General features: G+C 26.5%; 16 protein-coding genes. All 16 read left to right on the top strand.

Annotation, left to right across the window (positions count from 1 at the left end; translation table 11 throughout):
• Positions 1–5: 5 nt before the first annotated feature.
• The 16 genes from hydF (at position 6) to cobA (ending at position 14,897) form a co-directional block, all read left to right on the top strand.
• On the top strand, positions 6–1,214 hold the full coding sequence (hydF, locus tag ACQPUY_RS02250; RefSeq protein ID WP_430839289.1) for a [FeFe] hydrogenase H-cluster maturation GTPase HydF: 1,209 nt from the start codon (positions 6–8) through the stop codon (positions 1,212–1,214).
• 36 nt (positions 1,215–1,250) lie between these two features.
• A complete protein-coding gene (locus ACQPUY_RS02245) occupies positions 1,251–2,486 on the top strand; it encodes an NAD(P)-dependent oxidoreductase (protein ID WP_430839288.1) in 1,236 nt (411 codons plus the stop codon).
• Between the two features lie 272 nt (positions 2,487–2,758).
• Positions 2,759–3,100, top strand: coding sequence for a YtxH domain-containing protein (locus ACQPUY_RS02240; protein ID WP_430839287.1), 342 nt, complete (start codon positions 2,759–2,761; stop codon positions 3,098–3,100).
• Between the two features lie 9 nt (positions 3,101–3,109).
• Positions 3,110–3,445, top strand: a complete 336-nt coding sequence (locus ACQPUY_RS02235; protein WP_430839286.1) for a hypothetical protein — start codon at positions 3,110–3,112, stop codon at positions 3,443–3,445.
• 124 nt (positions 3,446–3,569) lie between these two features.
• Positions 3,570–4,487, top strand: a complete 918-nt coding sequence (locus ACQPUY_RS02230; protein WP_430839285.1) for a PucR family transcriptional regulator — start codon at positions 3,570–3,572, stop codon at positions 4,485–4,487.
• A 53-nt stretch (positions 4,488–4,540) separates the two neighbouring features.
• Positions 4,541–5,458 carry a homoserine O-acetyltransferase MetA gene (metA, locus tag ACQPUY_RS02225; protein ID WP_430839284.1) on the top strand — a complete coding sequence of 306 codons (918 nt, stop codon included), beginning with the start codon at positions 4,541–4,543 and terminating at the stop codon, positions 5,456–5,458.
• A gap of 100 nt (positions 5,459–5,558) precedes the next feature.
• Complete coding sequence (locus ACQPUY_RS02220) at positions 5,559–6,047, top strand: NAD-dependent dehydratase (protein WP_430839283.1); 489 nt, start codon at positions 5,559–5,561, stop codon at positions 6,045–6,047.
• A gap of 107 nt (positions 6,048–6,154) precedes the next feature.
• The gene (locus ACQPUY_RS02215; protein WP_430839282.1) at positions 6,155–6,553 is read left to right on the top strand and encodes a DUF2871 domain-containing protein; all 399 of its coding nucleotides are present in this window, start codon (positions 6,155–6,157) and stop codon (positions 6,551–6,553) included.
• A gap of 152 nt (positions 6,554–6,705) precedes the next feature.
• On the top strand, positions 6,706–7,398 hold the full coding sequence (locus ACQPUY_RS02210) for a Crp/Fnr family transcriptional regulator (RefSeq protein WP_430839281.1): 693 nt from the start codon (positions 6,706–6,708) through the stop codon (positions 7,396–7,398).
• A 287-nt stretch (positions 7,399–7,685) separates the two neighbouring features.
• Positions 7,686–8,693 (top strand): anaerobic sulfite reductase subunit AsrA, encoded by a 1,008-nt coding sequence (gene asrA / locus ACQPUY_RS02205; RefSeq protein WP_430839280.1) that lies wholly within the window; start codon positions 7,686–7,688, stop codon positions 8,691–8,693.
• Between the two features lies 1 nt (position 8,694).
• Positions 8,695–9,489, top strand: a complete 795-nt coding sequence (gene asrB / locus ACQPUY_RS02200; protein ID WP_430839279.1) for an anaerobic sulfite reductase subunit AsrB — start codon at positions 8,695–8,697, stop codon at positions 9,487–9,489.
• A gap of 11 nt (positions 9,490–9,500) precedes the next feature.
• A complete protein-coding gene (asrC, locus tag ACQPUY_RS02195; protein ID WP_430839278.1) occupies positions 9,501–10,463 on the top strand; it encodes a sulfite reductase subunit C in 963 nt (320 codons plus the stop codon).
• 235 nt (positions 10,464–10,698) lie between these two features.
• On the top strand, positions 10,699–11,904 hold the full coding sequence (gene hemA, locus ACQPUY_RS02190) for a glutamyl-tRNA reductase (RefSeq protein ID WP_430839277.1): 1,206 nt from the start codon (positions 10,699–10,701) through the stop codon (positions 11,902–11,904).
• Positions 11,862–12,530, top strand: a complete 669-nt coding sequence (locus ACQPUY_RS02185; RefSeq protein ID WP_430839276.1) for an NAD(P)-dependent oxidoreductase — start codon at positions 11,862–11,864, stop codon at positions 12,528–12,530. The genes hemA and ACQPUY_RS02185 overlap by 43 nt, the downstream gene beginning before the upstream one ends.
• Positions 12,531–12,540: 10 nt before the next feature.
• The gene (gene hemC / locus ACQPUY_RS02180; protein ID WP_430839275.1) at positions 12,541–13,413 is read left to right on the top strand and encodes a hydroxymethylbilane synthase; all 873 of its coding nucleotides are present in this window, start codon (positions 12,541–12,543) and stop codon (positions 13,411–13,413) included.
• A gap of 5 nt (positions 13,414–13,418) precedes the next feature.
• Positions 13,419–14,897 carry a uroporphyrinogen-III C-methyltransferase gene (gene cobA / locus ACQPUY_RS02175; protein ID WP_430839274.1) on the top strand — a complete coding sequence of 493 codons (1,479 nt, stop codon included), beginning with the start codon at positions 13,419–13,421 and terminating at the stop codon, positions 14,895–14,897.
• The last annotated feature ends 10 nt before the right edge of the window (positions 14,898–14,907 follow it).

Genomic DNA, 14,907 nt, shown 5'->3' with positions numbered 1-14,907 from the left:
ATGTAATGAATTCGACACCAAATGCAAATAGAAAGCATATTGCTATTTATGGTAAAACTAATGCAGGTAAATCATCATTGATTAATAAGTTTTTAGGTCAAGAAGTATCTTTAGTTTCAGAAAAGAAAGGAACTACTACAGATCCAGTTCAAAAGACCATGGAATTAATACCTGTAGGACCAGTTCTATTTATAGATACAGCAGGATTTAAAGATGAAAGTATCCTTGGTGAAATAAGAGCCAAAAGAACCCTAGATATTTTAAAGAGAACAGATGTAGCAATATATGTCTTTGATGCTCTTGACATGGATTTAGAAGAGTTTGAAAATATAAAGAGAAGTTTTAAAAAATACAATATTCCATATATAGTAGTTATTAATCAAATAGATAAATTAAAAAAAGAAGAACTAGATTTATTAAAAGAAAGAAATAAGAACTATTTATTCTTATCTTCATTAACAGGAGAAGGAATTGAAGATTTAAAAGAAAAGCTTATTAGCATATTAAAGGAAGAAGAAGAGGAACTTCCTATAGTTGGAGACTTATTACCGTATGATAGTAAGGTAGTGCTAGTAGTTCCTATAGATTCAGAGGCTCCAAAGGGGAGAATAATACTGCCACAAGTTCAATGTATAAGAGATTGTTTAGATCATGGAATAAAGAGTTATGTAGTTAGGGATACTGAGCTAGAGTCAGCATTAGAAGATATAAAAAATGTAGATTTAGTTATAACAGACTCTCAAGCATTTAAAGAAGTAGATAAAATAGTTCCTAAAGATATTAAACTAACTAGTTTTTCAATGTTATTTGCAAGACAAAAGGGAGATTTTGAAGAGTTTATAAAAGGAGCCTTTAAAATTAAAGAGCTAAATAAAGACTCAAAAATATTAATAGCAGAAAGTTGCACACATAATGTATCGCATGAAGATATTGGAAGAGTGAAAATTCCTAAGTTAATAAATAAATTTGTTGGATCAGAGCTAAGTTATGATTATAGTATTTTTCATGATTTCCCAGAAGATATAGATAAGTATGATTTAATTATTCATTGTGGTGCATGTATGATTAATAGAAAAACTGTTATTAATAGAGTAAAAGAATGTAAAAATAAAAATGTTCCTATTACTAATTATGGCATAGTTTTAGCATATTTAAATGGAATATTAGAAAGAAGTTTATCTTTGTTTAATATAAAAATAGATGATATAATATAAAAGCTAAAATTATACAAAGGAAAAAGGGGAGTTAGAATGAAAGACTTAGTTTTAGAATCAAATAGGTGCTACCTTTGTAAGAATCCAAGATGTAAAGCAAATTGTCCAATAAGTACTCCTATCCCGGAAATAATAGAATTATTTAAGGAAGGACAAATAGCAAAGGCTGGGGAAATATTATTTAATAATAATCCATTATCTTTAGTTTGCTCAATAGTTTGTCCTCACGAGGATCAATGTAAGGGAAATTGTATTAGAGGAATTAAGGATGAGCCAGTTAGATTTTGTGATATTGAAAGGCATATATCAAAATATTATTTAGAAAATATTAAATTAGAAAAAGAAGCAGAATTAGAAGAACGAATTGCAATAGTAGGTGGGGGACCAGCTGGAATTACTATAGCATTTATTTTAGCACAGAAGGGATATAAGGTTACTTTATTTGATGCCCATGAAAAAATAGGTGGAGTATTGAGATATGGTATTCCAGAATTTAGATTACCGAAAAGTATAATAGATCACTATGAAGAACGATTAGTGGAATTAGGTGTAAAAATAAGGCCTAATACTTTAATTGGACCAGTATTGACTTTAGATAAGCTTTTTTATGATGGATACAAAGCTATATTTATTGGAACAGGAGTATGGAATCCAAAGACTTTAAACATAAAGGGAGAGACACTAGGTAATGTACATTATGCCATTGATTATTTAAAATCTCCTGAAGTGTATAATTTAGGTAAGAAGGTTTGTGTAATAGGTGCTGGAGATGTAGCAATGGATGCTGCAAGGACTGCTAAAAAGAATGGAGCAGATGAAGTATATATATTATATAGAAAAGGAATGGAAAATATACCTGCAACTAAGGCAGAACTTGAAGGTGCTATTTCAGATGGAATTAAGTTTGAATTATTTAAATCACCAGTTGAATTATTAGAAGAAGGTATAAAATATATTGAAACTAAAAATGAAATAGATGAAAATGGTAAAGTTAATACAGTAAATATTGATGGAAAAGAAGGTATATTTAGCTGTGATTCCATAATAGTTGCAGTAAGTCAATCACCAAAGAATAATATAGTTTCGAACACAACAGGACTTGAGACTAATAAATGGGGATTATTATTAACAGATGAATTAGGTCACACTACAAAAGAGGGAGTTTTTGCATCAGGGGATGTTGTAACAGGAGCTAAGACAGTAGTTCAAGCTGCAGCTCATGCAAAAGTAGTTGCTGAGGAAATAGAAAAATATATAAAAAATAGTAAATAAAAAGAAAAACTCAAGATTTAATGCTTGAGTTTTTTCATGTTCTAGTGAAAAACTTTCTACATAGTAGATTAAAGAAAATTTATTTGAGGATGGGCAATCTATTAAAATACATAAAATTAATATGAGTGATTTATTTTTTTAGATTTTTATTATAATATTAAATAAATAAGCATAAATACCCTATTTTCAATAAATTTATAGTAGGAATATTATAAAAAATATGTTATAATAAAGATAAAAATAAAGTAATATGTAAAAAGGAGGAGCTATTAGTGGCTTTGTATAATTTAATTGAAAAGAAAAGAAAAGAGAAAAAAAGAAAATTAGTTAGAACTGCAACAGTTTCAACAGTTATTGGTGGAGCAGTAGGAGTTTTATCAGGAGTATTATTGGCTCCTAAGTCAGGAAAAGAAACTAGAAATGATATAAAAGAAAAAGTAGATGAAGTTAAATCAATGACTATAGAAAAATCAAAAAATATAAAAAGTAATGTAGAAGAAGCTAAGTATAAAATAAAAGATTATTTAAAAGAAAAGAAAGATAATTTAAATAAAGAAGAAATCATAGTTGAAGATAATAATGAAGAAAATAATGAAGGAAATGATTTAGAGTAGGTATAAATAATGTATATTAGTTTAGACGGACTTTATAAATTTACAATTTTTTCACTATTAATATTTGCATTAGTATTTGGTATTATTATATTATTTAAGTTAAATAAATTGATAAATAATATTTTTCAGCTAATAGAAAATAATAAAAGAAATATTGAGAATACATGTACTGATTTACCTATTATAACTAAAAATATAAGTGAAATAACTGAGAATATTAAAGATATAAGTGAGGTAGCAACGGAGTTTACTGCTGATGCTATTGTAACTAAAGAGAATATTGTTAATAATTATGAGATTTTAAAAGATATTTTAAAGATAATAAAATCAGTATTTTTAAAATAGAGAAAAATATAATAAAAATAAATTTGAAAGAGCCTATTTAATATTTTAGGCTCTTTTTTATTACATTACTTTAAATTTATTATATAATATATATTGAAAAGGATTTATAAAAGGGTGGATGTATATGGTAGCAATAGTCGAATTATTAAAAGAATTATGTGAGGAAACAAAATTAAAAATTAGATTACTAGATAATAACAATAATATAATTTTTGATAACTTGCCTTTAACTGAATCAAATATAACAAGAAAGCTTTCTATAGCTAATAAGACTTTCAAGATAATCTTAGAGCAAGATAATATTAAGCTAATAGCTATGATAGAATATTTACTTAATAAATTAATAGTAAGAGAAAATATTATAGAAGAGCTTATAGAAGGAAGAAAGCAATGGGATGCAATAGAAGAAAAGATTATTGTGAATTCTAGCAAATTATTACTTATAGAAGTAAATAATAAAAATGATGCTATTGAAATAGTAATGGATACCTATGATAATAATGAAGTATATGTGGGAGAAATATACGATAGAATAATATTAATAGGGGAATTAGAAGATGAAGAAGATCATGCTATATCTTTAAAAGAAACTATAGATGAGGTTTTAGGATTAAATGCTAAAATTAGTATTGCAAAATTTGATAAAACCTTTGAAGGCTTTATAAAGGCATATAATGGAGCTGTACAAGCTTTGAAAATAGGTAATAAATTTAAAATGAAACCTGAAATATATAGCATTAAAGAAATGTATTTAGAAAAGGCAATATATAATTTATCAAAGAATTATTCACAAGAATTAATGGTAGAATATAAAGATGTATTTAAAGGTTTTAATCATGAGTTAATCCAGACTTTAGAAGAAGTTTTAAAATGTGATTTATCTTTAACAAAGGCAGCAAAAAAATTGTTTATACACAGAAATACATTAATGTATAGAATTGAAAAAATAAAGAAGGAAACAGGATTTGATATTCGTAATTTCAAAGAAGCAACTTTTCTTTATATATTATATATGAATAGTAAAAATAATATTTGGAAATAAGGAATATGAAAAATAGAATATATTATTTAATAGTTTTATAAGGGGGTGGAATTTTGCCAATAAAAATTCCAAAGGAACTACCAGCGTTTACAGTATTATCAGATGAAAACATATTTGTAATGAATGTAGAAAGAGCACAAACACAAGATATAAGACCATTAAAAATAGCAATTTTAAATTTGATGCCAATAAAAATTCAGGCAGAAAATCAATTGTTAAGATATTTATCAAATACTCCAATTCAAGTTGAAATAAAATTGTTACAAACTAAGACACATACTTCACAAAATACACCTATAGAACATTTAGAAAAATTTTACAATTATTTTGATGAAGTAAAAGATCAAAAATTTGATGGATTAATAATAACTGGGGCACCTGTTGAAACTATGGAGTTTGAAGAGGTTGATTACTGGAATGAATTAAAGGAAATTATGGAATGGAGTAAGAAAAATGTATTTTCAACCTTGCATATATGCTGGGGAGCTCAAGCAGCATTATATTACCATTATAATATAAGAAAAAAAACACTAGAAAAAAAGATTTTCGGCGTTTTCCCTCATAAAATAAATAAATATAATGAGAGTTTAACAAGAGGGCTTGATGATATATTTTATGCACCACACTCGAGGCATACTACTACACTTAAAGAAGATATTGAAAAGATTAAAGAACTTGATATATTAGCTGAATCAGAAGAAGCTGGAGCATTTATTATTGCTACAGAGGATAAGAGGCAAGTATTTATTACAGGACATTTAGAATATGATAGAGATACTTTAAAAAATGAATACTTAAGAGATTTAAATAAGGGAGTAGAAATAGATATTCCTAAGAACTATTTTCCAAACAATAATATAAATGAAATTCCATTAGTAAAGTGGAGAGGAAGTGCCAATATAGTTTTTGGCAATTGGTTAAATTATTGTATTTATCAAAATACTCCATTTATGATTGAAAATATTAAATAATTTAGAAAAATGCTATTATAAAATGAATTTAATGTTGCAATGGCACTTTTTTTAGTTTTAAATAGTATAATATTTTATGAATCATAAAAATGGAGGAAATATGAAATCTAGAGCTATAGTTTTAGGCGAAATTAATGAATCTTTATTGGAATTTTGTAAATATCTTATTAAGAATGACTTAGAAGTATATTTAGCTCTTAAAAAAAATCAAGAATTTATAACTTTAAAGGATATTGAAAATACTATACCTATAATAAGATTTAATGACGAATTTGAAGAAATAAGATTTTTATTAAACTCTATTGAGCCAAAAGTTATTTATAATTTATATGGCTTAGAACATAAGAATGAGTTGAAAGAATTATTAGAGAATAGCTATGTAAATGTTATATTATTTTTAGAGGCTTTAAAAACATCACATAATACTAAGCTAATTAATTTAGTAGATAAAATACAAAGGGATGATAAAGGAAATCCATTAACTCTTCATACTGCAGTTTTAGATTCTTTAAATAAAGTAACTAAGTTTTACAATGATTTTTATAATATACAAGCATTGGTTAAATTTAAAGATGAATATAAAATTTAAAAACTACATTTATCATTATGAAATGGTTGAAATAAATATAAATAAAGTATATAGTATTATTAACAATTAATATTAAATAGTAATTTTTGTTGGAGTGTGGAGTAGATATGAAGAAGTATTTTAATTTATCAATTTTTTATTTAGTTTTAGGACTAGTTATGGGAGTATTCTATAGAGAGTTTACAAAAATTAATGGATTTGAAGGACAAACTATTTTATCAGTTGTTCATACTCATGCATTAACTCTAGGGTTTATATTCTTTATTTTGGTATTACTTTTAGAAAAAAGTTTCAATATATCAAATAATAAAGGATTTAAAGGATGGTGTATACTTTATAATGTCTCATTAATATATTTATTAGGAACTCTTACTGCTAGAGGAATACTTCAAGTATTAGGAAATAGTTTTGCTGGCTTAAGTCATATATCAGGACTTTCACATGTATTATTGTCAGTTGCTTTAATTTGGTTTGTAATTATAGTTAATAAATCAATTAAAGAATAATAAGCTATATATTGGGAAAAATAAATATACTTTAAGATAAAAAACATTTTTAATTAATAAAATGTTTTTTATTTTTATCTAATTTTGCAGTTTTTATATTTCTGTTATATAGTTTAATATAAAGTACTTTTTTATAGGATGGGTGCAAATGAATGAAAGAATTAGTAAAAGCTCAATTAAATAAAATGGAGCTATTTGATAAACTAAGTGAAGAAACTAAGGAAGCATTATCTGAATTTGGTGAAACAAAATGTTATTTAAAGGGAAGCCATATATTTATGGATAAAGAAAAAGTAAATAAGATATATATAGTGTATACTGGGAAGGTTGCGCTATATAAGTTAAATGAATATGCGCATAAGAAAGTAATTTTTATATTAAGTAATGGTGCAATTATTAATGCTGTAGTATTAGATGACTTAGCTTCATCAATAAATTGTGAGATTTTTGAAAAGGCAGAAATATTGTCTTTTGAAAAAGAGAGATTTGAAGAATTGATGAGAAGTGATTTTGAATTAACAAAGTTAGTTATATCCTCTTTAACAATAAAGGTAAGAAGATTATATAGACAATTAAAGAATTCTACCCCAATTAAGGTTGAGAAAAGAGTAGCAGCAAAGCTTTGGAAACTTTCTAAGGATTATGGAATTAAAGTTGAAAAAGGAATTTTAATTGATTTAAATATAAGTATAACTTATCTTGCTGACATGTTTGGAACTCCTAGAGAAACTATATCTAGGGCATTGAAAATTCTTCAAGAAAATGATTTAATTATTTTTGAAAATAAAAGGATAATTATTAAAGATAAAGATAATCTTTCTAAATTCTTTAAAGGTATTTCTTAGAAATTTGAAATTAGTATTCAATACATTTTTTATTAATACCTTAATATTTCAATTATATATAACAAATAAAAATAATAAAAATAAAAACTGTGATGTTTATCACAGTTTTTATTTTTAATAAGATTTATAATCTAAGAAAGATATTGTTATATAAATAACAATTATTTGCAAGTTTAAAAGTTTTATATAATATTTTAAATTTTAAATATTCAAATATATTGATATTAATTTTTACGTTGATATTTTATGATTCTAAAAAGCAAATATTAAACTAAGAGGTGTTTAAGATGGGATATAAATTTAAAGCAGAGGAATTTAACAAAGGTTTAAAAGAGTTATCGAAGAAATATAAGATATATGCACCAAAGATTTTTGAAGGGCAAGGTAAATTTTCAGATACTGATATAGTTAGATATGGTGAAGTTTCAAAAATTGAAGAAATTGAATTTAATCAAAAATCAAATTTTTCTTATAAAGAAGTATTACTTCCAATAACTCAAACTTTATTTTTCTTTACAGAAGATGAGTTTAAGGAACCTAATGTAGATGAAAAATCTATACTAATATTTTTAAGAAGTTGTGATATGCATTCCTTAAGAAGAATTGATGATATATATTTAAGAAATAAATTTGAAGATCCATACTACAAGAAACTAAGAGAAAAAGCAAAGTTTGTACTTATAGGATGTGAAAAAAGCTTTGAAAATTGCTTCTGTGTAAGTATGGGAACTAACAAAACTGATGAATACAGTGCTTACGTAAAGCAAAATGGAAATGATGTTTATTTAGATATTAAAGATGAAGAATTTGAAGAGTTATTTAAGAATATAGATAATGAATCTTTGGAAGTTAATCCTGACTTTGTTGAAAGCAATGATGTTAAAGTAAATATCCCAGATAATATAGATTTAAAGATTATAAATTCAAAAGTATGGGATGAGTATTCAGAAAGATGTATAGCTTGTGGAAGATGTAATTTTGTGTGTCCTACATGTACATGTTTCACTATGCAAGATATTTTCTATAAAGATAATGGAAAAGCAGGAGAAAGAAGAAGGGTTTGGGCATCTTGTCAAGTAGATGGTTATACAGACATGGCTGGAGGTCATAGCTTTAGAAAAGAAAAAGGACAAAGAATGAGATTTAAGGTTCTTCATAAGGTTTATGATTATAAAAAGAGATGGGGATATCATATGTGCGTAGGATGTGGAAGATGTGATGATGCATGTCCTGAATATATTTCATTCTCAAATTGTGTAAATAAATTAGAAAAAGCTATGGATGAGGTGAAGTAATATGACTAAAAATGAATATATACCATTTATTTCAGAAATATTAGAAGTTATTAAGCATACAGAAATTGAATATACTTTCAGAATGGAATTTAAAGGTGATGTTAAGCCAGGTCAATTCTTTGAAGTATCATTACCAAAGTATGGGGAAGCACCTATATCAGTAAGTGGAATAGGTGAAAATTATGTTGACTTAACAATAAGAAGAGTTGGTAAGGTAACAGATGAAATCTTTAATAATTATGTTGGAGATAAGTTATTCTTAAGAGGACCTTATGGAAATGGCTTTGATATAAACAATTATAAAGATAAAGAAGTTATAGTGGTAGCTGGAGGAACTGGACTTTCACCAGTTAAGGGAATAGTAGATTATTTCTCAAATAACACTAAAGATTGCAAGAACTTTACTTTAATATCAGGATTTAAGTCCCCTAATGACATTCTTTTTAAAGATGATATAAAGGAATGGGAAAAGAATATAAATCTTATATTAACTGTTGACGGTGCTGAAGAAGGCTATCAAGGGAAAGTGGGACTTGTTACTAAATATGTTCCAGAAATTGATATTGAAGATAAAGAAAATGTACAAGTAATTGTTGTAGGACCACCTATGATGATGAAATTTACAGTTTTAGAGTTTTTAAAACTTGGAATTAAAGAAGAAAATATATGGATTTCACAAGAAAGAAAAATGTGTTGTGGAATTGGTAAATGTGGTCACTGTAAAATAGATGATACTTATATTTGTTTAGATGGACCAGTTTTTAATTATGTAAAAGGAAAAGAATTAATAGATTAGGAGGAGACACTATGGATATCAATACTAAAAAGCTGAAAAAGAATGCCTTTAGAGTAACTAAAAGAAGAGGAATAACAGCTTCTAGAATAAGAGTTCCAGGTGGATTCTTAAAGGCTGAATATTTAGGGTTAATTCAAGAAATTGCAGATAAATACGGTGATGGAACAGTTCACTTAACTACAAGACAAGGTTTTGAAATTCCAGGAATAGATATGGAGGATATTGCTGAGGTTAACATTCTTCTTCAACCTATAATAGAAGGGCTAGAAATAAATCAAGAAGTTCCAGGAAAGGGATATACAGCAGCTGGAACGAGAAATGTATCAGCTTGTATAGGAAATAAAGTTTGTCCATTTGCAAATTATAATACTACAAATTTTGCGAAAAAAATAGAAAAAGCAATATTTCCAAATGATTTACATTTTAAAATAGCATTAACAGGATGTCCAAATGATTGTATTAAGGCTAGAATGCATGACTTTGGTATTATAGGAATGACTGAACCTCAATTTGATAGAGATAAGTGTGTATCATGTGGAGCTTGTGTTAGAGCTTGCACTAAGAAATCAACAGCAGCTTTACATGCAGAAAACTATAGACCGGTTAGAGATCATAGTAAGTGTATAGGTTGTGGTGAATGTGTAATTAACTGTCCAACAGGAGCATGGACTAGAAGTAAAGAAAAGTATTATAGATTAGCTATTATGGGAAGAACAGGAAAGAAGAACCCAAGATTAGCAGAAGATTTTATAGTGTGGGTTGATGAAGAAAGCATAATTAAAATAATTTTAAACACTTATAAATATGTTGAACAATATATAGATAAAGATGCCCCAGGTGGAAAAGAGCATATTGGATATATAGTAGATAGAACTGGTTTTATGGAATTTAAGAAATGGGCCCTTGAAGGAGTTGAACTTTCAGACAAGGCTATACTTAAAAACAATATTTATTGGAGTGGAATAAAATATTAATATAAGTAATTGCTTATAAGTTACATTATAATTACCTAGTGGACAAATACAATGTTAAATATGTAAAATAAATATTATAAGTTTTTAAGACCGCTATATTAAATTAGCGGTCTTAAATTAGTTTGTAAAAGAAAAATATATTTAAAATGTAAAAAATGAAAAAAATAATTAATCGGTGTATAATAAGGGTAATATAATAAAAACACAGAAGTATATTTGTTTTAGGAGAAAAATTATGATTCAGCTTTTAGGAATTAGGAAAAATACTGGAGTAGAAATAAGAGAAAAACTAACGTTATCTCCAAAAAAGAGAAAAGAATATACAAAGGAGTTACTTCAATATTTTGATGAAATAATTATTTTAAGTACATGCAACAGAACAGAAATTTATTATAATGGCTCTTTAAGAGGAGAAGAAAGCTTATTAAAAATTTTTGAAGTTTTAAATTGGGATATTGAGCTTAAAGAAAACTGCTTTTATTTAGAAGAAAAAGACACTATAAAGCACTTAATGGAAGTAGTTTGTGGATTTCATTCTAAGATTTTAGGGGAGGATCAAATTTTAGGACAAATTAAAGAAGCATATGCTTTAGCTATGGAAATTGGATCTGCCAATCGTGAACTTCAAAGACTTTTCCAAGAAGCAATTACTTGTGGTAAAAAGTTTAGAACAGAAGGAAAATTATATGAAATACCTGTTTCTTCAGCATCTATTGCAGTAAGTGAGGCTACAAAAAGTAACTGCAAAAAAATTATGGTTATAGGATATGGAGAAGTTGGAAGTCTTGTAGTTAAATATGCTCTTTCAAGTAATATAGAAAAGCTAAATTTAGTAGTTAGAACCGTAGAAAAAGTAACTAATATTTATGATGAAAGAGTAGAAGTTATGACTTATGATGATGGTAGAGAAGTAATAAATGAAATGGATTGTGTTATTTCTTGTACATCTGCACCACATTTAATTATAGAGAAAAGACATATTAATGAAGAAGGAAAAAATATAGTTATTTTTGATTTAGCAATGCCTAGAGATGTAGATGAAAAAATTAAAGATTTTAGCAGAATTAAACTTTTTGATATAGATGAAATAAGTTCTATTGATGATGAAAATAAAAATTTAAGAAAAGAAAGGATGCTGCAATATAAAAGCATAATTAAGGAACATATAAACAATTTTTCTGAGTGGAAAAACTTAAGAGAAGTATCTGATATAATTAAAAGTATGAAAAAAAATAGCTCTAAAGTTATAAAGGAAAGACAAAAAACATTAGAGCATAAATGTCATGATAAAAAGGATATAGAAATTGCTGAAATTCTTATAAAAAGCACTTCAGATTATTATGTTAATAGAGCTATAGAAGTATTAAAAGAAGAGCAATTAAAGGGGCAAGGCAAAGAATGCATGAAGATATTAGAAAAGATATTTCTAAAGGAAGTATAGAGTATACATATCTCTCTATTATGTCTAACAAATTTAATGTTGGAATAATAGGTGGAGGCAAGGTTGGATATATTAAAAGTAAAAATTTTTTATTAAAAAAATGCAATGTAGAAGTATTATCCTTAAACTTTGTAGATGATTTTAAACATATAAAAAATATTAAGCTTATTAAGAAAGGTTATTATAAAGAGTTTATAAAAGATAAACATTTAGTTATAATAGCAACTGATAATAAAGATTTAAATTTAAGAATAAAAAAAGATTGTGAGGAAGCTTATAAAATATATATATTTGCTGAAGATTACTTAAATAGTATGGCAATTGCCCCTGTACAAAGAAATCTAAATAATATAAGTTTTGCAGTAAACACTAATTACGGAAATCCAAAGGGCTCATTAATGGTAGCCGAAAAAATAATAGAAACTTTAAAAAAATATGATGAATTCATTGGATATTCTTCATTAATTAGAAAAAGTGCAAAAAATATAGAAGAACATAAAAAGCAGATAATAGACTTTGTATGTAGTGAGGATTTTAAATATATATATGAAAAGAAAAAAGATAAAATAGTTATAGAAATGTTTTTTGGAGAAGAAGTGCTAAATAAAATATATAAGAATTTATAGGAGATATTTTATGGAAATAATAATTGCAACTAGAAAAAGTAAGTTGGCTCAAGTGCAAGCAGATAAAGTTATAGAACTTATTAAAGAAAAAAATAATATAAGCTCAAAAAAACTTTTAGTAGTTACAGAGGGAGATAAAAGACTAGATGTAACATTATCTAAAATAGGTGGTAAAGGCTTATTTGTAAAGGAAATAGAATATGCTCTTTTAAATAAAGAGGCTCATGCAGCTGTTCATAGTATGAAAGATGTTCCGTTTAATCTACCAGAAGGATTTGAACTTGTAGCAATTCCTGAAAGAGAAGATATTAGAGATGTATTTGTATCTAGAAATAATATTCCTTTTGAAGATTTAAAAAAAGGGGCTGTAGTCGGAACCAGTAGTATAAGAAGAGCTGCAATGCTTAGAGAAATTAGAAAAGATTTAAAGATAGTTCCAATTAGAGGTAATGTTCAAACAAGATTAGAAAAAATGAAAAATGAAAATATGGATGGAATCATATTAGCAGCAGCAGGGTTAAAGAGACTAAATATGGAGGACATTATTACAGATTATTTTGATCCTAAGATATTCCTACCAGCCATAGGACAGGGGGCATTAGGAATAGAAGCTCTAGAAGGTAGTGAGTATAACCCATATTTAAAAAAATTAGATAATAAAGAAGTTAGAGTAGCAGTAGAGGCAGAAAGAAGTTTTATGAAAGAATTAAATGGTGGATGTCATACTGTGATAGGTGTTTATTCTGAAATTAAAAACAATGATTTATATATGATTGGAACTTTTGATATAGGGGGAAAAGTAGTTAAAAAAGATATTTTAGGGAATAAAGAAGAAAATATTGAACTTGGAATTAAGCTAGCAAAGAAAATATTGAAAGGATAATTAAAATGAGTAAGGTTTATATAATTGGTACAGGACCAGGGGATGAGGATTTATTAACTTTAAAAGCTGTAGATACTTTAAATAAGTGTACAGCAGTGTTATATGATAGATTAGTTTCTAATAATATATTAAATTACTTAAAAGAAGATTGTAAAATTTTTTATTGTGGAAAGGAACCAGGAGCTCATTATAAAACTCAAGAAGAGATTAATGATTCTTTAGTAAAATTAGCTAAAGAAGGTCATATAGTTGGAAGAATAAAGGGTGGAGATCCTTATGTTTTCGGAAGAGGTGGAGAGGAGGTCTTAGCGTTAATTGATGAAAATATAGAATTTGAAGTTATTCCTGGGGTAACTTCACCAATATCTGTATTAAATTATGCAGGAATTCCGATTACTCAAAGAGAAATGTCCCAAAGCTTTCACATTATTACAGGTATGACATCAGGAGTTTTAAATATTAATTGGGAAGCTATTGCAAAAGAAAAAGGAACTTTAGTATTTATGATGGGACTTAATAACTTAGGTTCTATAATTGAAAATTTATTAAAATATGGAAAAGATGAAAATACCAAAGTTGCTGTAGTAATGAGAGGAACTTCTTCAAAACAAAGGAAGGTCGTAGGAACTATAAAGGATATAGAAAAAAAAGTTCAAGATGCTAAATTACAATCTCCATGTATAATAGTAATGGGAGAAGTTGTTTCATTAAATGATAAACTTAATTGGTATGAAAAAAAACCTCTTTTTGGTTTAAATATTTGCGTTACAAGATCTAGAGAGCAATCATCTAATTTAAAAAAGAGATTAAGAGAATTAGGTTCAGAGGTTACAGAAATAAATTCTATAAAAATAGAGCCTACGAAAGATAACTTAAATGAAGTTAAGGATAAGCTTTCTGATTATGATCATATAATATTTTCTTCGGTAAATGGTGTAAATATATTTTTTGATTATATTATAGAAAATAAAATAGATTTGAGAGCAATAAAGGCAAAATTTTCAGTTGTAGGAAAGGCTACACGAAAGGCTCTTGAGAATAGAGGTATTCAAGCTTTTGTTATGGGAAGAGAATTTGTAGGTGAGGGCTTGTTTAAAGCATTAGAACCTCATTTGAGAAGTGAAGAAAAAGTATTGATTCCGTGTTCATCAGCAAGTCGAGAGTATTTAAAAAATGAAATTGAAAAATTAGAATTAATTGTAGATAGAATTCATACGTATAATACTGTTTGTGGTGAAGTGAAAAATGAAAGAGCATTTGAAGAGGTTGATTTTATTTTATTTACTAGTCCAAGTACTGTTAATAATATGATATCATTATTTGGTAAAGATAAAATAAAAGAAAAATATAATATTGCGATTGGTCCACAAACTTTCAAAGCTTTAAAGGAAAATTCAATAGAAGCGCATATGTGTAAAAAACATTCGGAGGATGGCTTCTTAGATGAAATAGTAGAAATATACAAAACATATAAAGAAAGATAAGGTGATTTAA

It is taken from the genome of Clostridium nigeriense, from assembly GCF_050585245.1.
Classification (GTDB): Bacteria; Bacillota; Clostridia; order Clostridiales; family Clostridiaceae; genus Clostridium; species Clostridium nigeriense_A.
This window is presented reverse-complemented; position numbering and strand designations above follow the sequence as displayed.

Bases quoted from the DNA above. Each gene is read 5' to 3' on its own strand.
- hydF (WP_430839289.1), top strand. From the start codon at position 6: ATGAATTCGACACCAAATGCAAATAGAAAGCATATTGCTATTTATGGT.
- ACQPUY_RS02245 (WP_430839288.1), top strand. From the start codon at position 1,251: ATGAAAGACTTAGTTTTAGAATCAAATAGGTGCTACCTTTGTAAGAAT.
- ACQPUY_RS02235 (WP_430839286.1), top strand. From the start codon at position 3,110: ATGTATATTAGTTTAGACGGACTTTATAAATTTACAATTTTTTCACTA.
- ACQPUY_RS02230 (WP_430839285.1), top strand. From the start codon at position 3,570: ATGGTAGCAATAGTCGAATTATTAAAAGAATTATGTGAGGAAACAAAA.
- ACQPUY_RS02220 (WP_430839283.1), top strand. From the start codon at position 5,559: ATGAAATCTAGAGCTATAGTTTTAGGCGAAATTAATGAATCTTTATTG.
- ACQPUY_RS02215 (WP_430839282.1), top strand. From the start codon at position 6,155: ATGAAGAAGTATTTTAATTTATCAATTTTTTATTTAGTTTTAGGACTA.
- ACQPUY_RS02210 (WP_430839281.1), top strand. From the start codon at position 6,706: ATGAAAGAATTAGTAAAAGCTCAATTAAATAAAATGGAGCTATTTGAT.
- asrA (WP_430839280.1), top strand. From the start codon at position 7,686: ATGGGATATAAATTTAAAGCAGAGGAATTTAACAAAGGTTTAAAAGAG.
- asrB (WP_430839279.1), top strand. From the start codon at position 8,695: ATGACTAAAAATGAATATATACCATTTATTTCAGAAATATTAGAAGTT.
- asrC (WP_430839278.1), top strand. From the start codon at position 9,501: ATGGATATCAATACTAAAAAGCTGAAAAAGAATGCCTTTAGAGTAACT.
- hemA (WP_430839277.1), top strand. From the start codon at position 10,699: ATGATTCAGCTTTTAGGAATTAGGAAAAATACTGGAGTAGAAATAAGA.
- ACQPUY_RS02185 (WP_430839276.1), top strand. From the start codon at position 11,862: ATGCATGAAGATATTAGAAAAGATATTTCTAAAGGAAGTATAGAGTAT.
- hemC (WP_430839275.1), top strand. From the start codon at position 12,541: ATGGAAATAATAATTGCAACTAGAAAAAGTAAGTTGGCTCAAGTGCAA.
- cobA (WP_430839274.1), top strand. From the start codon at position 13,419: ATGAGTAAGGTTTATATAATTGGTACAGGACCAGGGGATGAGGATTTA.